Origin of the sequence: Campylobacter sp. IFREMER_LSEM_CL1890, assembly GCF_025772045.1 — a bacterium.
GTDB classification, from domain to species: Bacteria; Campylobacterota; Campylobacteria; order Campylobacterales; family Campylobacteraceae; genus Campylobacter_D; species Campylobacter_D lari_D.
Map to the genome: position 1 here is coordinate 24,698 of NZ_JAKMRK010000007.1, position 20,393 is coordinate 45,090.

At 28.6% G+C, this 20,393-nt stretch carries 14 protein-coding genes and 3 pseudogenes; 6 read left to right on the forward strand and 11 right to left on the reverse strand.

Features of this window, described 5'->3' with window-relative positions:
• Positions 1-75: 75 nt before the first annotated feature.
• The 6 genes from L8W57_RS04755 to L8W57_RS04780 all read right to left on the reverse strand — a co-directional run bounded on the left by L8W57_RS04755 (position 76) and on the right by L8W57_RS04780 (position 3,842).
• Positions 76-1,098 (reverse strand): ribonucleotide-diphosphate reductase subunit beta, encoded by a 1,023-nt coding sequence (locus tag L8W57_RS04755; RefSeq protein WP_133319022.1) that lies wholly within the window; start codon positions 1,096-1,098, stop codon positions 76-78.
• Positions 1,095-1,511, reverse strand: coding sequence for an RDD family protein (locus L8W57_RS04760; protein ID WP_133319021.1), 417 nt, complete (start codon positions 1,509-1,511; stop codon positions 1,095-1,097). Before L8W57_RS04760 ends, L8W57_RS04755 begins: the two co-directional genes overlap by 4 nt.
• Positions 1,511-2,119, reverse strand: a complete 609-nt coding sequence (gene pyrE, locus L8W57_RS04765) for an orotate phosphoribosyltransferase (protein WP_263662120.1) — start codon at positions 2,117-2,119, stop codon at positions 1,511-1,513. Before pyrE ends, L8W57_RS04760 begins: the two co-directional genes overlap by 1 nt.
• A 2-nt stretch (positions 2,120-2,121) precedes the next feature.
• The gene (gene frr / locus L8W57_RS04770; RefSeq protein WP_039668941.1) at positions 2,122-2,679 is read right to left on the reverse strand and encodes a ribosome recycling factor; all 558 of its coding nucleotides are present in this window, start codon (positions 2,677-2,679) and stop codon (positions 2,122-2,124) included.
• Between the two features lie 13 nt (positions 2,680-2,692).
• Positions 2,693-3,037 carry a preprotein translocase subunit SecG gene (gene secG, locus L8W57_RS04775; protein WP_263662121.1) on the reverse strand — a complete coding sequence of 115 codons (345 nt, stop codon included), beginning with the start codon at positions 3,035-3,037 and terminating at the stop codon, positions 2,693-2,695.
• 103 nt (positions 3,038-3,140) lie between these two features.
• Complete coding sequence (locus tag L8W57_RS04780) at positions 3,141-3,842, reverse strand: Bax inhibitor-1/YccA family protein (RefSeq protein WP_039629164.1); 702 nt, start codon at positions 3,840-3,842, stop codon at positions 3,141-3,143.
• 160 nt (positions 3,843-4,002) lie between these two features.
• Here L8W57_RS04780 and L8W57_RS04785 point away from each other — a divergent pair, with 160 nt between their 5' ends.
• Together L8W57_RS04785 and L8W57_RS04790 are read left to right on the forward strand one after the other, a co-directional pair.
• Positions 4,003-4,641: a carbonic anhydrase gene (locus tag L8W57_RS04785; RefSeq protein ID WP_133319017.1), complete on the forward strand. Its 639-nt coding sequence runs from the start codon at positions 4,003-4,005 to the stop codon at positions 4,639-4,641.
• Positions 4,638-6,509, forward strand: coding sequence for a mechanosensitive ion channel family protein (locus L8W57_RS04790; protein ID WP_133319016.1), 1,872 nt, complete (start codon positions 4,638-4,640; stop codon positions 6,507-6,509). The genes L8W57_RS04785 and L8W57_RS04790 overlap by 4 nt, the downstream gene beginning before the upstream one ends.
• On the opposite strand, the gene L8W57_RS04795 is transcribed toward L8W57_RS04790, so the two are convergent.
• Together L8W57_RS04795 and L8W57_RS04800 are read right to left on the reverse strand one after the other, a co-directional pair.
• Positions 6,506-6,820, reverse strand: a complete 315-nt coding sequence (locus L8W57_RS04795; RefSeq protein ID WP_263662122.1) for a hypothetical protein — start codon at positions 6,818-6,820, stop codon at positions 6,506-6,508. The two genes, L8W57_RS04790 and L8W57_RS04795, sit on opposite strands and share 4 nt — an antisense overlap.
• Positions 6,821-6,851: 31 nt before the next feature.
• A complete protein-coding gene (locus tag L8W57_RS04800) occupies positions 6,852-7,214 on the reverse strand; it encodes a hypothetical protein (protein WP_263662123.1) in 363 nt (120 codons plus the stop codon).
• 101 nt (positions 7,215-7,315) lie between these two features.
• Between L8W57_RS04800 and L8W57_RS04805 the strand changes: the two genes are divergently transcribed.
• Positions 7,316-12,601 carry an Ig-like domain-containing alpha-2-macroglobulin family protein gene (locus L8W57_RS04805; protein WP_263662124.1) on the forward strand — a complete coding sequence of 1,762 codons (5,286 nt, stop codon included), beginning with the start codon at positions 7,316-7,318 and terminating at the stop codon, positions 12,599-12,601.
• Positions 12,598-14,802, forward strand: coding sequence for a penicillin-binding protein 1C (gene pbpC / locus L8W57_RS04810; RefSeq protein WP_263662125.1), 2,205 nt, complete (start codon positions 12,598-12,600; stop codon positions 14,800-14,802). Before L8W57_RS04805 ends, pbpC begins: the two co-directional genes overlap by 4 nt.
• Positions 14,803-14,818: 16 nt before the next feature.
• Here the strand turns inward: pbpC and L8W57_RS04815 are convergent.
• Positions 14,819-15,271 (reverse strand): annotated as a pseudogene (locus L8W57_RS04815) (hypothetical protein); the annotation flags it as partial.
• Between the two features lie 141 nt (positions 15,272-15,412).
• On the opposite strand from L8W57_RS04815, the pseudogene L8W57_RS07950 reads away from it, so the two are divergent.
• Positions 15,413-16,036 (forward strand): annotated as a pseudogene (locus L8W57_RS07950) (hypothetical protein); the annotation flags it as partial.
• 1,077 nt (positions 16,037-17,113) lie between these two features.
• Positions 17,114-17,494: pseudogene (locus L8W57_RS07955) on the forward strand (methyl-accepting chemotaxis protein); the annotation flags it as partial.
• 23 nt (positions 17,495-17,517) lie between these two features.
• Here the strand turns inward: L8W57_RS07955 and L8W57_RS04825 are convergent.
• Positions 17,518-18,501, reverse strand: coding sequence for an MnmA/TRMU family protein (locus L8W57_RS04825; RefSeq protein ID WP_220566459.1), 984 nt, complete (start codon positions 18,499-18,501; stop codon positions 17,518-17,520).
• 65 nt (positions 18,502-18,566) lie between these two features.
• On the reverse strand, positions 18,567-20,354 hold the full coding sequence (gene dnaG / locus L8W57_RS04830; protein WP_263662126.1) for a DNA primase: 1,788 nt from the start codon (positions 20,352-20,354) through the stop codon (positions 18,567-18,569).
• Between the last annotated feature and the right edge of the window lie 39 nt (positions 20,355-20,393).

Consider the following 20,393-nt stretch of genomic DNA (forward strand, 5'->3'; position numbering starts at 1 on the left):
ATAAATAAAAATAAAATATTAAATAAAAAGAGAATTTTAGTTTAAAAAAATGTAAAATATGGGTAGTTTTGTGACTTAAAAGTCATCAAAACTCAAACTCCCTTTAGAATAGTTTGTAACCTTGCTTTCAAAGAAATTGCTTTTTTGATCATTAAATTTAGAAAAATCATCTACCCATTTAATAGGATGTTTTGCATTATAAATTTTATCAAGATTAATAGCTATTAGTCTTTGATCAACAAGATAGTGAATGTACTCTTCTATAATATCGTCTGTAAAACCCATGATTTGATTTTGAGTGATGTATTTACCCCATTTGATCTCAAGTTCACCTGCTTTTTTAAACATATCATAAATTTTGTTTATATTGATATCATTAAACAAATCAGGTCTTTCTTTACGCACAGAATTAATCATATTTTGAAATAATAATAAATGAGTAATTTCATCTCTTTGTATAAAGCGTATCATTTGTGCTGAACCTAGCATTTTTCCTGCACGCGCTAAAGCATAAATAGCAGTAAAACCACTATAAAAATACACTCCTTCTAGAATTTGATTTGCTACCATTGCAAGTAAAAGTTTATTATCATCTACTTCGCCAGCTAATTCTTCATAAATACTTGAAATGAAATCATTTTTTTCTCTTAAAGTCTCATCGTGTTTTTCCATTTCATAAATTAAGTCTGTATTTTCACAGATTGCTTCAACCATCACTGCATAAGATTTTGAGTGATTTGCTTCTTCATAAGCTTGTCTTGCTAAAACCGCATTGATTTCAGGTGCTGTGATATAAGGGTTGATATTATCAGCAAGATTGTTTGTTTGAAAACTATCCATTGAGATAAGTTGAGACCAAACTAGATCATACATTCTTTTTTCTGCTACGGTTAGATTGCAACGATAATCTAGTGCATCTTTTGTTGTATCTACTTCTTTTGGAAACCAAGTATTTGCTTCCATTAAATCCCAAAGTTTTAAAGCCCATGTGTATTTTGCTTTAGTAAAATTTAAAATACCATGTGGGTTGCCGTTAAATACTTTTCTATCATTTAAAGTTTCGTTTGATTTTGGATTATAAATTCTTTTTCTATTCATTTTTCCACCTTTGTTACAATAGCGCTTTGGCTTAAAATATCATGCAAGGCTAAGGTATCCTTTCTTAAAAAGCTTACCAAAAAGCCAATCAACAAGCCAAAGCTTATAATGAAAATTACATAGCGTAGGATTATTCTAAAAAAATTAAGTTTGTGTCCATTTTTAATATCAATCAAGTATAAATCATAAGCTTTAAGTCCAGGACTTTGAGCTTTTTTTACTAAAAATAATGCTTGTAAAAATCCAAAAAGCAATGGGCACAAAAAAATTATAAGTTGATTGTTTAAAAAAGCTTCTTTAGAGCCAAGAGTAAAATAAAACAAATACAAAATGGGCACATAAAGCAAAAATAGATCAATCAAAAAGGCTTTAAATCTTAAAAAGCGAGTGGCTATTTTTGCTTTAGTTTTCATTAGTTACCACGACTACCAGGTTTGATAGCTTTAGTGCCTTTTTCACAAAGTGGGCAAGTATTTGCATCATAAATATCAAATTCAAAATTTCCTAGTGCAAAAAGTGGTAAATTTTGTGGTAATTTTGCATTTTCTTTTCTTGAATTGTTTAAATTTTTTACAGCACAAAAACCACGATTTGCTAAAGCTGCAAAACCTACTACTTCTCCACCTAAATTCTCGATGATTTTTGCACTCTCAAGTGCTGAGCCACCTGTTGTAATAATATCTTCACAAACGATAAATTTTTCACTTTTTTTTACTTCAAAACCGCGTCTAAGACTCATCACTCCTTCTACGCGTTCAGTAAAAATAAAGCGTTTGTTGCAAGCTCTAGCAAGTTCATAACCTGCTAAAATTCCACCCAAGGCAGGCGAGCAAATACTATCAAATTCAATATTAAAATTGGCAATAACTTTCGCAAGCTCATCACAAAGCTCACCTGCTAGTTTTGGATTTTCTAAAACTTTAGCACTTTGAAGGTAAAACTCAGAGTGTTTCCCTGAGCTAAGTAAAAAATGTCCTTGTAGGTATGCTCCACAATCTTTATAAATTTGTTCTAAGTTCATTTTTAAACCTTTAAAAGTTCCGCTTCTTTGTTTTTAACTAACTCATCTACTTTTGCTGTATAATTATCGGTTTGTTTTTGTACTTCATCATAAGCTTTTTTAGCTTCATCTTCTGAGATTGCTTTATCTTTTTCTAGTTTTTTTACCGCATCATTTGCATCTTTTCTAATATTTCTAATAGCAACTTTAGCCTTTTCACCCATAGCTTTAGCATTTTTAGCATTTTCTTCTCTTTGTTCTCTTGTCATAGGAGGAAAAAATAATTTAACACTTTCGCCATCATTGTTCGGATTTACTCCAATGTTTGCCGCAGCTATGGCACTTTCTATAGCTTTTAGCATTGATTTTTCCCAAGGAGTAATGCTAATAGTTGAAGCATCAGTTGCTAAAACTGTTGCTACTTGATTTAATGGAGTTGCACTACCATAATAATCTACATGAATATGATCAAGTATATTTATATTTACTTTGCCAGTTCTTATGGTAGTAAAATCTTTTTTTAAGGCCTCTAAGCTTTTGTCTGATTGTTGTTTTTGCTTGGTATAAATTTCATTTAGCATGGTATTTCCTTTTTTATTTGCTAGTATTACTTTCGCTAATTGGAGCACTTGGTACAACTGGAATGCTAGTTGTGTTTGTTTCAGGTGCCTTTGGTAAAATTTGTTCTGCTTTTTCAGCAAGTGAGTTAGAATTAGCATTATTATACATATAACTTAGAGCAATTGTATTAGCGATAAGTAAAACACCCATCACAAAAGTAAATTTAGCTAAAAACCCTGCAGGACCCTTTGCTCCAAACAAGCTTTCATTACTTCCGCTATATGCTCCAAGTCCTATGCTTGAGCTTTTTTGTAATAAAACAGCAATACAAATAATCACAACAATTGCAAACTGCAAAATAATTAAAAGAGTAGTCATGAATTTTCCTTATTGAAAATAAAATGAGTATTTTAACTTAAAAAGTTTGATAAAAACTTGAAATGAGGTAAAGAAAATTTGCGAGAATTTTTCTCGCAAATTTTTATCTGCTATTAAAGCTTCTTAAAATATTAAGAAGAGAGATGAAAAGATTGATAAAATCAAGATAAAGCGCAACTGCACCTTCGATTGGTGTTTCATAATTTCCTCTAATGATGTTTTGAGTATCATAAAGAATGTAAAAAGAAAATAAAATTGCACCAATACCAGAAATTGCTAAGCTTAAAAGTGAACTTTGAAAAAAGATATTAATTAAAGAAGCTACTACGATAACAATTAAAGCTATAAAAAGCATTTTTCCCATCATAGTAAAATCTCTTTTTGTATTCATAGCAAAAACGCTTAAAGCACCAAAAGCCACTGTTGTTAAAGCAAAAGCTTGAGCGATAATGCTAGCTCCTGCAGGAAGTGCTAAAACAGAATATAAAAGTGGTGTTAAAGTAAGTCCTGAAACAAAAGTAAAGGCAAAAAGTAAAACTAAATTAAGCGGAGCTTCTCTTTTTTTCCATTGTAATGCAAATAACAAGCCAATTTCTACGATAAATAAAATCCAAAAAGTTGCTTGAGATTGTGCAAATAAATGTGCTAAGGCAAAAATTCCTATGTAAGCACCTGCTGTTGCAGCTAATAATGAAGCAGCAAAAAGCTGATAAGTTTGTTTTATAAAAATGCTCAAATCACTTCTAGCATAACCTTCAAATTCTTGAGTTTTAGAGTTAGAATAATCTCTATCATAAAGACTCATTAAAATCCTCCAATAATTTTTAAAAATTAAAATTTACAAAAAAAAGATAAATAAAAGATTAAAATTGTATAAAAATATAACAAAAAATAAATTTATAGATTTATTTTAAGTAAAAATAATTTAGTATAATGCTTTATTAAAATGCAAAAAAGGACTTTTTTTGAAAGACTTGATCGAGGGTGCTTTAAAATTTATGCAAGAAGATTTTAAAGAGCATGCAGAACTTTTTGAAAGTTTAAAAAATAAACAAAATCCCCACACGCTTTTTATAGGATGTGCTGATTCAAGAGTTATACCAAATTTAATTACTAATACAGGCCCAGGAGAGCTTTTTGTTGTAAGAAATATAGGCAATATAGTTCCACCTTATAGAGTAGGAGATGATTTTTTGGCAACTACTTCAGCTATTGAGTATGCTTTTAGTTCTTTACATATAAAAAATATCATAGTTTGTGGACATAGTAATTGTGGTGGCTGTGCGGCTTTATATGCAAATGAAAATGAGCTAAAGAGTATGCCGAATGTGAGAAAATGGCTTACCTTGCTCGAGCCTATTAAAAATAAGGTTTTAAAAGTTGCAGGCAGTGATTTAGCCATGCGATCTTGGATGACTGAAAAAATGAACTTGGTTAATTCTTTGCAAAATTTATTAACCTATCCAGGTATAGAAGAAGCTTTAAATAAAAAAGAAATAGAACTTCATGCTTGGTATTACATCATAGAAACGGGTGAAATTTATGAGTATGATTTTAATTTTGAAAATTTTGTTTTAATACAAGAGAGGGTGAAAAAAGTATGAAAAAGATTGTTAATATTATTTTATTATTTTTATTTATCAGCACTTTGAATGCACAGGAAAAAAATGCTTTAGAGGATAAGAATAGTATTTTTGCTTTGGTACAAGATTATATAGAGCTTAATTTACTTTTGGAAAGTTTTAAAACCGGTGATACAAATAGCACCGAATTTCAAGATAATATCAAAGAAATAGAAAAACAAAAAACAGCTCTTTTGACTACTTTACCTTTAAAAATGGTATCTCAAAAGATTGATGATAAAGAAGCAAAAGATTTTTTAAAAACTAAGAATGCTTTACAAAAAAGTGTTGAAAATGCCCAAGCTAAAAAAAGATATTATGATTATGTGGATAATAAAATCAAACTTTTAAATTTAACCTCTGCAGAACATTTTTATCTTTGTATATTTGAATTAGAAAAAGTTTTTATAGAAGGTGCTCAAAGTCAAAAAATAAAAAAAATTATTGATGAAAGCATTGACTCATTAAAAGAAGATATAGTTTTTAATTTTGCTTTAGATAAAGAGAAAATTAATGATATTACTCAACTTAGAACTTTAGAGCTTAGTGAAAATAATTTAAGAAATACCATCAAGTCATATAATGAAATTTTGGTATATCTAAGAAATAATGCAAATTTGCTTGAAACTAATTTTTTATTTACGGGCTTGGGCTTGCAAAATGCCATTAATTATATTAATAAACAAACCTCTATTAGTAGTGTAAATGTTGGAAAAATAGTTATTTCTATTATTGTCATTGTTTTGTTTTATTCTTTGAAATTTTATCTTGCAAAAATTTTGTATTTTGTATTGATACATTTATTTGGAAAAAATTCAGAAAATGTAGAAATAAAAACTCACTTTTTAGAAAAGCTCCAAGGGCCAGTGGGTTGGTTTTTGTTTGCTTATGCTATTGGAATTTGTTTTACTATTTTTTACTATCCTGCACCTGTAGATATAAGAATTAGTAATATTTTATCAATTGTTTATGTTATTTTAACTGCTTGGCTTGTGATAAATATTTTTGATAGTTATGGTATGGTAATTGTGGCAAAGCTTGCTGAAAAAAGTGGCAAACGCGAAGTGGTTAATTTAATTATTAAAATTTTATATTTTATTATTATAGTAATAGCTGTTTTATTTGTTTTATCACATTTAGGATTTAATATTTCAGCATTGATTGCATCTTTAGGTATTGGTGGTTTGGCTGTGGCATTGGCAGCTAAGGATATTATTGCAAATTTCTTTGCTTCTGTGCTTTTGCTTTTTGATAACAGCTTTAATCAAGGCGATTGGGTTGAAATTTCAGGTATAGAAGGAACTATAGTAGAAATTGGGCTTAGAAAAACTACTATTAGAACTTTTGATAATTCTTTGGTATTTTTACCAAATTCAACTATTATGGGAACTAATATAAAAAATTGGAGTAAAAGAAAAATAGGACGCCATGTAAAATTATTTATAGGTGTAACTTATGATGCAAGACCTGAACAACTTGAGCAATGTGTAGAAGATATAAGATATTTATTAGCTACTAGTCCTTTAATAGCCCAAGTTGATGATAGTGCGCTAAATCATGGTGGAACCCGCGCTAGATATAGACAAAATTTAGTTTCAGTGAATGATTTAGAAGGATATAAAAATAATACTTATGTGGCTGTGAGTGGCTTTAGCGCAAGTTCTATTGATATAGAAGTATATTTTTATACTAAAGCAGTTGATGCTGCAGGTTTTAGAGAAGCACGACAAAGTATTTTACTTGAATTAATGAAGATTGTCGAAAGAAATAAACTAAGTTTTGCATTTCCTTCACAAAGTCTTTATATAGAAAAAATCAATAAAGACGATAAAGAAGAGTTATTATCTTAATAAGCTCTTCTTTGATCATCACACTCTACTATAATTTTTTCAGCAATGATAATGCTTCCATTTTTACTACCTTTAACTTTAACAAGACTTCCTTTTTTTAGATCTTGTACATTGGCTTGTTTTCTATTGCTACCAAAAATTCCGCAGTTATAAATATCTATATGTGTTTGGGGTAAAATGGTAATAATTAAGTTATTATCAAAACTTGTTTGAATACTTATTGTATGTGTAGTAGTGTTTTTTAAAATACCTTGAATTTTATAAGCAAATGCAAAAGTGCTAATGCAAATTAATATAAGAAAAAAACGCATTAAAATAACTCCTTTTTAGGAGTTATTTTGCTTAATAAGCTCTTTTTTTGCATTCTATTTTAATTTCTTTAGCGGTTATATTTTGAACTTGATTTGGCGTTTGTGGATTTGGTGTTGTTTGAGCATAGCCATGGAAAACTTCAGCTTCTATAAAAGTTCCTACTTTTAAATCTCTAAAAGTGCCATATTTATCCATACCAAAAATACCGCAATCATCCATATCAATTTCTGTATTTGGTAGAATTTTTATATTCATTTTTTCTCCATAGGTAGTATCGATTAAAATAGTCTTTGCGCCATCATTTACATCTACTATCACACCATAAATTCCATCTGCATAAGCAAGACTTGAAAGACTTAAAGTTGTTAATAATGCAGCGATTTTCTTTTTCATTTTTTTCTCCTTTATTTTTATGTAAGAATTATATAATTTTTTGAGTGAAGCAAGAGTGAATTTAGATATAATTTGAAAAATTTACCAAAAAGAGGATACCCATGAAAGGATTTTTACATTATTTTTTTATTGTTTTGCTTGCAAGCTTGTTGTTTGCATGTTCTAAAAATGAAGATAAGAATTCTATTATAAGATCTTATGGTTTTAATGAAAATACGCATAGTATTTTTATAGAATTTAATACCAATATCATTACAGAAAACATAGGTGTTGTAAAAGAAAGAGAAATTGTTATTAATAATCAAAAAATAAAAGCAAAGTATGAACTTGAAACTTCCACAAGATTAAACATATACACTTCTTTAAAAGCAAATCAAAATTATGATATTTTTATAGACTTAAGTGATATTGTAGCTGATGAAAAAATACAATTAAAAGTAAAAACTCCTTTTGAAAAACTAGATGTCAAAGGATATTTTCAAAATATATCAAATGATGAGAGTGTGTTGATTTTAAATGTTCAAAGTTTTTATGCTTTTGATAAAGATGAGTTGTTAAAAGCTGTAAAAATTAATACACAAGAAAAAGAAATTCAAATAGATAAAATTATCATCCAAGATGATATAGCAAGTGTGTATTCTAAGCCATTAAAAATTAAAAATACAAACACTAATATAAAAGTAGTTTTTGATAAAGAAATTTTAGGTTTAGAGAAAAATATAGATTTAGAATATATTTTACTTGCAAAGAACGAATTTGTATTTCAAAATGCAAATATAATCAATAAAAACATAGAATTACTTTTTTCTCAAAGTATTTCGCAAGATCAAAATTTAAAAGAGTTGATTTTTATTACACCCAAAGTAGATTTTAAAGCATTGGTATTTGGGAATAAAATCAAGCTCACAGGAAATTTTACTCCAAATAAAACTTATGAAATTCAACTTGCTGAAGGGATTAAAAGCGCTGATGGAATTAGTACAAAAGAAAGCTATAAAACTCAAGTGAGCTTAAAAGACTATGAGCCTGCTATAAGTTTTACAAATCAAGGGGTATTTTTATCTAGCAAAGCGAGTAAAAAAATAGCTTTTAAAAGTTTAAATATTAAAAAGATCCATTTAGAAGTTCATCAGGTATTTTCAAATAATTTAAGTGAATATTTAAGATATAAAAATCTTCAAGGTGCTAAAAATTTAAGTGATTATGATAGTGATATTTTTTCAGAGAGTGATTATACTAGTGAAGTAGTATTAAAAAAAGACTTTGATATTAAAAATGTTAAAAATCAATGGCAAGAAAATGAGATAGCTTTAGATGGTTTAAAAGATTTAAGTGGTGTGTTTATAGTTAAGCTTTATTTTAAAGAAGAAGATATTGATTATGTTTTTGATGAGGGTATGGAGAGTTGGAAAAAGCAAAGATTTTTTGATCAAAAAGCAAAGATTAGTAAAAATTTGATTTTTTCAGATATAGCTTTAATTGCTCAAAATTTAAATAAAAAACTTTTTGTCGATGTAAGAGATTTTACCACACAAAAGGCTTTAGGTGGGGTTAGGGTTGATATAATTAGCAAAAGCAATCAAATTTTAGCTTCTAAGACAAGCGATGATAATGGTTTGGCTGTTTTTGATGATATTGATGAGTCAAGAGCTTTATTTATCATTGCTTCAAAAGATAAGCAAGCTTCTATTTTACGCTTAAGTTCGCCTTTATTATATGATGGTTTTGATGTAGATGGTTTAGAGCAAAATTCTCAAAACAAAGTGTTTATTTACACAGAAAGAGGGGTTTATAGACCAGGTGATGATATACATTTAACTATGGTTGCAAGAAATGATAAAGGAGCTGTTAATCACCCTATATTTTTGAGTTTTTTTGATCCACGCAATAAAAAGTTTTTAGATAAAATTAAACTTGATCCTTTGAGTAATGGAACTTTTTATAAAAAGATTTCACTTGATCAACAAGCTTTAAGTGGAGTGTATTTAGCTAGAGTAGAATTTGCAAATGCTATTTTTGATAAAGAAATTTTAGTGCAAAATATAGTGCCAAATCGTATAAAAGTATCTATACAAGCTCCAAAAAGTATAAAAGAAAATGAAAAATTAGATTTTAATATTAGCTCAAAATATCTTTTTGGAACACCAGCAAGTAATTTACAATATCAAGCTGATTTATTTGTAAGTAAAAAAGAATATAAAAATTCAAAATATCCAGAATATATTTTTTCAAATCCTAGTGTTTTAGTGCAAAAATATCAAGATAATTTAAAAGGCATTTTAGATGAAAGTGGCTTTGTAAAGCAAGAATTTGCTTTAAAAGATTTTTTTAAAAATACTCCATATAATCTTGAAGCTAACATAAGGGCTAGGGTTTTTGAAAAAGGTTCAAGATCGGTTGAAGCGCTTGTGAATTCACAAGTGATATTGCATGAGTATTTTGTGGGTATTAAGCGTTTGAAAAATCACTATTTAAGCTCGGGTTCTACAATTAATTTTGAAGCTATTGTGAGTGATTTAGATGAGAATTTGATAGCAAATAGGGAGATTAAATATACTATTTATGCAAATGATTATTCTTGGTGGTGGGATTATGATAATTATGATGATTTTTTAAAATCACTCAAAAAAGATAAAAACACACAAATTATTACCCAAGGAACTATTTTAAGTAAGGATAAACCAGTTAAAATAGAATTTGATCCCAAAGAATACCATGGTGAAATGTTTATAGAGCTTGAAGATACACAAAGTAAAACAAGCGCAGGAGAGTTTTTTTATATTAGTAGTTTTGGTGCGCCAAGTAATGCTGATATAGTAAGTTCTTTAAAAATAAAAAGCGATAAAAAAGAATACAAACCAAACGAAACAGCTTTTATTGAATTTGAAAGTGTTAAGGGTGCAAAAGCCATCGTTACTTTAAATGATAATATAAAGGTTTTAAAACGCTTTGTGATAGATACGCATGAAGATATTACAAAGGTTGAAATTCCTATTCTTAAAGAATATAAGCCAAATGTGTATGTGAGTGTGATTTTGCTTCAAGATTATAATCAATACACTAACGATAGAGCCTTAAGACTTTTTGGTGTAGTGCCTTTGAATATAGTAGATGAACAAAGTAAAATCGAGCTTGATTTAAAAGTACCGGATAAAATCATGCCAAAACAAGATTTTGAAGTAGAAATTCAAAGTAAAAACAAGCAAAGCTATACTTATACTATAGCTATTGTAGATGAGGGTTTGCTTGATGTGAATGCTTTTAAAACTCCAGATATTTGGGGATATTTTTATCAAAAAATTCGCTTTAACATGAGCATATATGATACCTATGATAAAATCATTGCTAAAAATATTTCTAATGCTTCCAAGGTATTAACTACAGGCGGTGATGTTTTCTTAGAAAGTAGGGCAAATAAAAATAAAAATGATGAAAAAGCAAGACGATTTAAACCTGTTGTGTTGTTTCAAGAGCCAGTACAAAGTGATGAAAATGGTTATGCAAAATTAAAATTTAATATGCCTTCGTATCTAGGTTTGGTTAGAGTTATGGTAGTGGCGAACAACTTAGCAGGTTTTGGCAGTGCTTCTAAAGATATCCAAGTTAGCGCACCTGCTGTAATGCTTGAAACTTTGCCAAGGGTTTTAAGACTTGATGATGAGTTTAAGCTTTTGGTTCAGGTATTTAAAGTAGATGATGATGTAAAAAATGCAAAACTTAAACTAAAAACAAAAAATTCACTCATAAATTTTGAAAAAGATGAAATTTTAATTGATTTTGGTAATGAAAAAACAAAAGATATTTATATTAACACAAGAGTAAATTCAAGCAAGCTTGGAGTAGAAGAAATAGAGTTAAGTTTAAATGCAAAAGATTACACCTATACTCAAAATACTCAAATCGACATAAAAGCACTAAATACGATTACTTATGAGGGAAAATCTTTTAAAATTCCTGCAAATACTTCTATGGAGTTTAAAATCACACAAGATTATATCAACCCAGTGGCGTTTTTAAGTGTGAGTTCTAAGCCTATTTTAAATATAAATCATAGATTAAAATACTTGCAAAATTATCCTTATGGATGTATAGAGCAAAGTACTTCAGCAGTTTTACCACAACTTTTTTTGCAAAAGCTTGATCAAGGGGCAAATGAACAAAAAAATATTAACAATATCAATGCATTGTTAAGTAAATACGTAAATTTTCAAACCGCTAATGGTGGCTTTGCTTATTGGCAAGGACTTAAAGATTCTGATGCATGGGGAAGTAATTATGCGGGTATGTTTATGATTTTAGCCAAAGAAAGAGGCTATTATGTGAGCGAGGGAATGTTTAAAGCATGGCTTGATTATCAAAAACGCTATGTTTTAAAAGCTCAAACAAATAAAGAAATTAGAATAAATTCTTTATATCTTTTAGCTCTAGCCAAAGAGCCAAATTTAAGCATAATGAATGCCATTTATGAAGATAGTACTTATTTGCAAAGCTTAAACAATGTAAGTCTTTGGCAACTTAGTGCAGCTTATAAATTAGCAGGTTTTGATGAGGTAGCTTTAAATATAGCTAAAAATTTAAGCACAAAGCCTGATGAAAAAGCTAATTATACTCATACTTATGGATCTTTTCTAAGAGATGAAGCTATTATTGCAAATGCGTATAAAATAATCTATGGTAAAAATAATGATGAATTATTAGATGATATTAAAAAAACTTTAGAAAGCCAAGCTTGGCTTAGCACTCAAAGCACAGGCTATGCTTTATATGCTTTGGCAAATAGCTTTAGTGATGAAAATCCTAAAACTATCAATGCAAGTGTAAAAATTAATGGTGAGAGTAAAAAGCTCAATACAAGTTTTTCTAAATTTGAGTTTAATCAAGGCAGCGCTTTAATAGAAGCTAAAGAAGATACTTATGTGCATTTTGGAGTAGAGGGGATTAAAAAAGGTATTGTTGAACCTTTTGCGCAGCGTATGTATATAGAAAGAAGTTTTTATGATGAAAATGGAAATGAAATAGATGAAAGTGCTATAAAAAGCTCTCAAATTTTTTATATGAAATTAAAAATATCAAATAAAAATTATCCAGGCACTTCTAATATAGCTTTAACTCAAATTTTACCAAGTGGATGGGAGATAGTACATGATCTTTTAGATGATGAAACTCCTGATTTTGTGAAAAATTCTTATTATGATTTTGTAGATATAAGAGATGATAAAATCATGTATTTCTTTCCTTTATACTCTGATGAGTCAAGAGAATTTTTTGTGAAATTAAGTGCTGTTACTCCAGGTGTTTATACTTTGAGTGGAGCTTATGCTGAAGCAATGTATGATAATGCTTATAGAGCTTTAAGTGAGAGTAAAAGAGTCAAAGTAGTGCAGTGAAAATCAAAATAAGCCTTGCAATATGCTTTTTAAGTCTATGTCTTTACATAGGCTTAATTTATTTTAGCTTTGATAGCAAGGATTTATTTAAATGCACTTATAGTAAGGTTTTGTTTGATAAAAATAAAGAAATTCTTAGTGTATTTTTAGATTCTAACGAACAATGGCATTTAGAGAGTGAGTTTATACCGCAAAAATTAAAAAGCGCAGTTCTTTTATATGAAGACAAAAATTTTTATTCTCATTATGGAGTAGATTTTTTAGCGATTATAAGGGCTTTTAAAAATAATATTTTTTCAAGTAAAAGAAGTGGCGCAAGTACAATTTCTATGCAAACAATCAAACTTCTAGAGCAAAACAAACGCACATATTTTAATAAATTTAATGAGATCATCAAAGCTTTTGCTTTAGAAAATGCTTATGATAAGGAAGAAATTTTAAGACTTTATTTAAATAATGCTCCTTATGGGGGAAATTTAGTAGGTGTTGCAAGTGCTGGTTTATTTTATTTTGAAAAAGATTTAAAAGATCTTACTTGGAGTGAAGCAGCCTTGCTTGCTGTGCTTCCTAATAATCCAGGTTTAATTAATCTTGAAAAAAACAAAGATAGACTTTTAAAAAAACGCAATGCTTTGCTTGATAGGCTTTTTGAAAAGGGATATTTTTCTAAAGATATTTTAACTCTTGCAAAGGCTGAAAAACTTCCTAGCTTTAAAACAAGGAAAAACTTAGCTCCACATTTAGCGCGTAGGCTTTTAGCGGATAAAGAAAAAATCGTTTCTAGTATAGATAAAAAAATTCAAATTAAATTTGAAGAAAAGGCTAAAGAATATTCTTATAAACTACAACAAAAAGGCATAAAAAATCTAGCTATATTGTTAGCAGATACCAAAACAAATAAAGTTTTAGCTTATGTAGGCTCTAATGATTTTTATGATTTTGCAAGTTTTGGTCAAGTTGATGGGGTGATAGCAAAGCGTAGTGTGGGCTCAACCTTAAAACCTTTGCTTTTTGCTTTTGCCATAGATGAGGGACTTATAGTGCCTGAATCTTTAATGCTTGATGTGCCTACATTTTTTTCTAACTTTGCTCCACAAAATGCAAATAAAAAATACCATGGTTTTATTAGTGCAAAAGAATCTTTGCAAAAATCACTTAATGTTCCTTTTGTAAGCTTACTTGCAGAATATGGGTATGAGAAGTTTTTTTATAAGCTCAAAGATATTTTAGATTTTGAAGATGAAAATTTTAAAAAATACGGACTTTCTTTGATTTTGGGCACAAAAGAATTTAGTTTAGAAGATATGGTAAAAATCTATCTAGGACTTGGAAATTATGGAAATTTTAAAGAGCTTTTATATGAAGAAAATGTATTTACTAAAGAAAATAAAAAGCTTATTAGTGATGGAGCAAGCTTTTTAACCTTACAAACCTTAAAGGATTTAGATAGAGTAGGTTTAAGACAATATGATTTTAATACTATTATTTCTTGGAAAACAGGCACAAGTTATGGTAGAAAAGATGCCTGGGCTATAGGAACTTCTCCAAAATACACTTTAGGAGTGTGGGTTGGAAATTTTAATGGCGAGGCAAATGCAAATTTATATGGTGTAAGCATAGCAGGGGAATTGTTTTTTGAACTTTTAGCCTTACTTGAGAGAGTTAATTTAGAATTTGAAAAGCCTAATGATTTAGTTTCTATCAAAATTGAAAATCAAACAGGATATAGATATGATTATAAATTTGACTTTAAAGAAGTGCTTTACCCGCAAAGTGCAAATGTCTTAAGAACTTCACCATTTTTAAAAGAAGTTTTTATGTATAAAAATAAAGAAGTTAATTCTTTAGATGAAAATTTCATCCATGCAAAGAAAAAGATTATATTAAATTTACCTTCTAATGCACAAGCATTTTTTGCAAAAGAAAAGCAAAATTTACAAAGCTCTAATCAAAATTTAAAAATCATATATCCACTAAATAATCTTAATATCATTTTGCCAAAAGATTTAAAAAGTAAGCAAAAATTGTTAATTAAACTTATAAACCCTAAAAAAGAAAAACTTTTTTGGTATTTAAATCAAGAATTGATTTTTGAAGGAAAAGAAGAAAGTTTATCTTTAGATTTAAAAAAAGGTAAATATGTTATTAATGTTATTAGTGAAAATGGCTCTAATGATTTTATAAAATTTAATATATTTTAATATTATAAAAATATTTTTAAACTTTAATATCTATAATTTTTGGAGTGATATTTTGAGAAAGAAATTGATTAAATTCTTTCACATCATCATTAAATTTCATACCAAAAAGAATTTCTAATTCTTCTCTTGTGCTAAATTTATTTTTTAAAAGTTTTTTTATAAGTTCATTTTTTGTATTATTATCTTTGTAGGTTTCTTTATTTTTACTTTCACCTTGTATAGGTTTGAAAGATTTTTCTTTGTCTTTTTCTAAAGTTTCCTGAGGTTTATTAATCTTTTTACTAAAATCAACAAAGTATGTATTTTGAAGCCCAAGGTATTTTTCTTTAAACTCATCTATGCTTTTGCTTGTGTGAAAAATTTTAACATAAGCTTCATCATAATCTATTCCATTTACGCTCAGCCAACGAGGTGATTTGGCATTTTCATTCATCCATTTAAATAAATCTTCAACTTCTTTTCTTTGTAAAAACTACTCAATTCTTTAGCTTTAACTTGATAATTTTTATTGTTTATAAAATATTTAATATTTTAATAAATTTTAATTTTTATTTAATGAAAAGTTTTTATAATTATAAAAATTTATAATTTATTAACTAAAGGAGAAAAAATGCGTAATTGGAGTCTTGGTGCTAAAATAGTTGCAATAGCTATTATAACGGTTGTTTTAATCTTAAGTATTTTATCTTTTTTGATTATAAACAGATCCACAGCTATTTTAAATACACAAATAGAAAATACACTCACAGCTTCTGTGCATCGTTATGGAAATCAAGCTGAAGCGAGTATTAGGTCTTTATTCGTCAGTACTATTGGTACACAAAGAACTTTAAACAATCTTATTTCAGAAGGTGCTATAAACCCAAAAAGGATAGAAAATATCCTCGGAGAAGCCATTGACGCAAATGGAGATATAGCTTATGGTTATTATTATTTAAAAGACGGAACTGCATATAAAAATTTGGGTGTTGATGTAAAATATTTTTCAAATAATAATGAATTTATGGTGTTAATGAGAGATGTAGATATTAACAATGCTGGCGGTATGCAAACTTTAGCAGCAAGTGAAGAGATTGCTAAAACGAATGCTATAAAAAATTTGATGGGGGGGGGTAAGTTATATTTTGGAGAACCAAGATGGTATAACATACATGGAAATAAATTTCTAGGTGTTCATGTAGCTGCACCTATTGCAGATAAAAAAGGAAAGGCTATAGGTGTTGTTGGTATGCTTTTTGATCTTAAACCTACGGCTGATTTTTTAAATGATTCTTCAAGATCTATTTATCAAGGAGCAAGGAGGATTTTAATAGCAAGTAATGGTGTTATAGCTACGCATCCAAATGCTGAATTTGTTACAAAAAAGATTACAGAGGTTAATAAAAATACAGCTCATATAATAGAAGCACAAAAAACTATCCATGCAGGAGCTATTGATTATAAAGCAGATGATGGTAGTGAATATCATGGTGCTATAAGAGTATTTGAAATATGGCCAAATACAGGAATTTATTGGGCTATGTTGGCTATTGTCCCAAATGAATCTGTATATGCTTCTATTGTGGATTTAAGAAATATTATTTTGATTAATTCTATTATAGCGATAATTGTTATAGTAGTTGTGATTGGTACTTCAGTAAAAAGAATAGTTTCTATAAGAGTGCAAAGACTTCAAGATCATTTAATGAAATTTTTTAGATACTTAAATCATGAGCTTCCAACCGTTGAGGTTTTAATTCCTAGATATAATGATGAACTTGGAAAAATGGCATTAATGATTAATGATAATGTTCAATATATACATACTTGTTTAGAAAAAGATGACATAACTGTGCAAAATATCTTAGAAGTATCTTGTGATATAGAAAAAGGACATTTTACTCAAAGAATAAAAGCAAATCCTGTTAATCCAAAACTTGTGGAATTAAAAGAAGTATTAAATAAAATGCTTGATGATATGCAAATGAAAATTGGTAAAGATTTAAATGAAATAGAAAGAGTTTTTAAAAGTTTTAAAAATCTTGATTTTTCAGATAAGCTTGAGTATGCTGATGGTGAGATAGAAAAATCGCTTAATGCAGTCGGAGAAGAAATAAGAAAAATGCTTCAAGCTTCATTAAAACAAGGGGAAATGCTTCAAACTAAAGCTGATGCTTTAAAAGAGAGTGTTTTAAAGCTTAATGATGGCGCACAAAAACAAGCTGATTCTTTACAAGAAAGCGCAGCTGCTGTTGAAGAAATGAGTGCTTCTATGAACGCAGTAGCAGCAAGAACTGAAGAGGTTATTAAACAAAGTAGCGATATTAAAGATGTAACTGATGTTATTAGAGATATTGCTGATCAAATTAACCTACTTGCATTAAATGCAGCTATTGAAGCAGCTCGTGCAGGAGAACATGGTCGTGGCTTTGCTGTTGTTGCTGATGAAGTTAGAAACTTAGCAGAAAGAACTCAAAAGTCTTTAGGTGAGATTGAAGCTAATACTAATATCTTAGTTCAATCTATTAATGAAATGGGTGAGAGTATTAAAGAACAAGCTTTAGGAATTTCACAAATTAATCAATCTGTTTCAGTAATAGATGGTTTAACTAAAGAAAACTCACAAATTGCACATGCGACTAATTCTGTAGCAAATGAAGTTGATTCTATGTCGGCTGATATTGTAGCAGAAGTTAGAAGAAAGAAATTCTAAAAAACTACCCTTTAAAGGGTAGTTTAATTTATAAAATACTCTTGAATTTTATTTTTATCTTCAAAAGCCATACTTTGGAAAATTTTATCTTTAAAACCTATTTTGTATTTTGTATTATTTTGAGTTTTAGCATAAGTTAGTGCTATGCTTAGAGCAAGTTCAAGATCTTGCGGATTGATATTTTCATCTACCAAAGAATAAGCACCGATTAAATCAAAGAGTTTTAATTCTTCATATTTTTGAGTTTTTAATTCTTTTAAAAATTGATTTTCTAGCTCATTTCTACCTACTATCATTTTAGAGCCATTTGGAAGTCTTAAGTGGCGTCCATATTTTAAAAGTTGTGCATCATTAACTTGCATATTTTTATCAAATTTAATAAAATCTTTGATTTTATTTGAAAAACTCTCAAGTGTGAGCAAACATCCACCACCTGGACTTTCAAAATCTTCAAAACCAAATTTGGCAGCTAGTTCAAGTTGTCTTTTTCTACTTCTTCCGCTGATGTTTTCTAACTTTTCTCTATCAACCCAACCCTCACGCTCAGGTTTAGTTAAAGGTAAATTTTTAGCGCACATTGGACGCAAGATTAAATCTTCTTCATCAAGTGCTAGTTTTTTAACCTTGGTCATAGCATCATTTCTTTGACTCATAGGGCGTTGACCAACTACTTCTCCTGTGATGATAAAACTTGCATTTTCATCTTTTAACATAGAAAGAGCGGTTTTAAACATAAAAGCATGACAATCTATACAAGGGTTAAAATGTTTTCCATAACCATATTGAGGATTAAATAAAACTTCTTGCAAATATGCATTTTTTACATCTATCATTTCAAAACTAGCCCCTGCCATAGCAGCGCGTTTTGCCATGAGTTCGCTTTTATCGCTTGTGCCACCAAAGCCTATATTGATATTTAAAGCTTTTACCTCTATACCTTGAGAGCTTATAAGTTTTATAGCAAGCATAGAATCAAGGCCACCACTAAAAAGTGCTAATGCTTTCATTTTTTCCTTTCGAAATTTTTGGCATATTGTAGTGAATATTTTTTAATTTTTATGTAGGTTTTTATTTAAAAAACTTCTTCTTCAAAGTTATAATGAATTGCTTTTTTATCTTTTATATTTTTTTGTAATCTACTTAAAAATAATTCTAAACTTTCCTCATCATCTAAAAATTGGACATTTTTTAAAACTTCCATTAAATGATTAAAAAAATTTTCATCATTTTGATAGTTTTTTTTGATTTTTTCTAAATTTTGATTGAGCAAATTATAAATTTGCTTTTTAAAGGCTTGTTTTAAATTTAAGTTTTTTAATTTGTTAAAATGAGCAAAATTAATTTTGCAAATAGCATATAAAAATTCTTCTAAATTACTTAAAATTTTAATATTTTCGATCTCATAAAGTTCTCTTATGCTAGGATCATTAAAGTCTTTTTGTTCTAAAATAGCCTTAGCAATATCTTGATGTAAGAAATATTCTTTTGTGCTTAAAAGCTTAAAAAGTCCTATGGCTTTTTGATTTTCATATAAAAATTTCAAAAGCTCCAACTCGCTTATGTTGTTGATTTTATTTTGTTTTGTAGGAGTAAAAAAATTTATATTTTTTCTAGTATTTTTAGAAAGTTTTATATCATTAATATTTACACCCAAAAGATTTGCTACTAAGGTAGTGTAGGAATTTGCTATTAAAGGTTCAAGGTTAAAAGTATATTTTTGCACCTCTTCTAAAGCCTTTTGCTTACTAAGTGCTGAGCTTAAATCAAAATTTGTGATCAAATTTCTTATATAAAATTCTCCAAGTTCTATACCTTTTTCTAAAATATTAAAAAGCAATTTTTCTTGATGAGTAGCCACTAGTTCAGCCGGATCTTTCCCACCTTCTATTAAAACTACTTTTCCATCAATTTTTGCTAAACTTAGTAAATGTGCTGAACGCACGGCAGCATTAAGTCCTGCATTATCATTATCAAAGCACAAAATCACTCTTGCCTCTAATCTTTTTATCAAGGGTATGTGATTTTCACCTAAAGCTGTTCCTAAAACTGCTACAGCATTTTTAAATCCTGCCTTATGAAAGGCTATGGCGTCCATATAGCCTTCACAAATTATCATTTCTTTTTGTTTGTAAATGGTATCTTTTGCTAAATTGAGTGCATAAAAAACGCGTGATTTATCAAAAAGTTTGCTTTGAGGTGAATTAACATATTTTGCCATATTTGCTTCATCTAAAGTTCTACCACCAAAGCCTATGAGTAAATTTTTATGATCATAAATACTAAAAGTAATGCGGTTGATAAAACTTGCATAAGCACCATTTTCATTTTGTTTTATTGCGCCAACCTCTAAGGCTTCCTCTTGAGTGATTTGCTCATTTTGTAAAAGTCTTAGTGTTTCATTAGAACTTGGTGCAAAGCCTAGCTCAAAGGTTCTAATATCCTCATCATTTAAACCTCTTTTATAAAGATAAGTTAAAGCTTCTTTGTTTTTAGCTAAGTTTTGCTTATAAAAAGCATTAAGAGTAGGTAAGATGTGAGTGATAGATTTTTTATTGTCCTGTTTTTGTGAGGTGTAAGTAAGTGAAAAATTACTCCACGAAGCAACCTTTTCTACCGCTTCAACAAAGTTTAATTTCTCATAATCCATTACAAATTTAAAAACATTGCCCCCAGCTTTACATGCAAAACAATGATAAAATCCTTTAATAGAATTAATATGCATGCTAGGATTTTTATCATCATGGAAAGGACAAACGCATACATAGCCTGAACCTTGTTTTTTTACTTCAACATAATGAGCTATAATATCAACAATATCTGTTTTTTGTAAAAGTTGTTCTATACTTGCTTGTTCTATCATATTTAAACCTTAAAGAAAATTATATAAGCATTTAGCTAT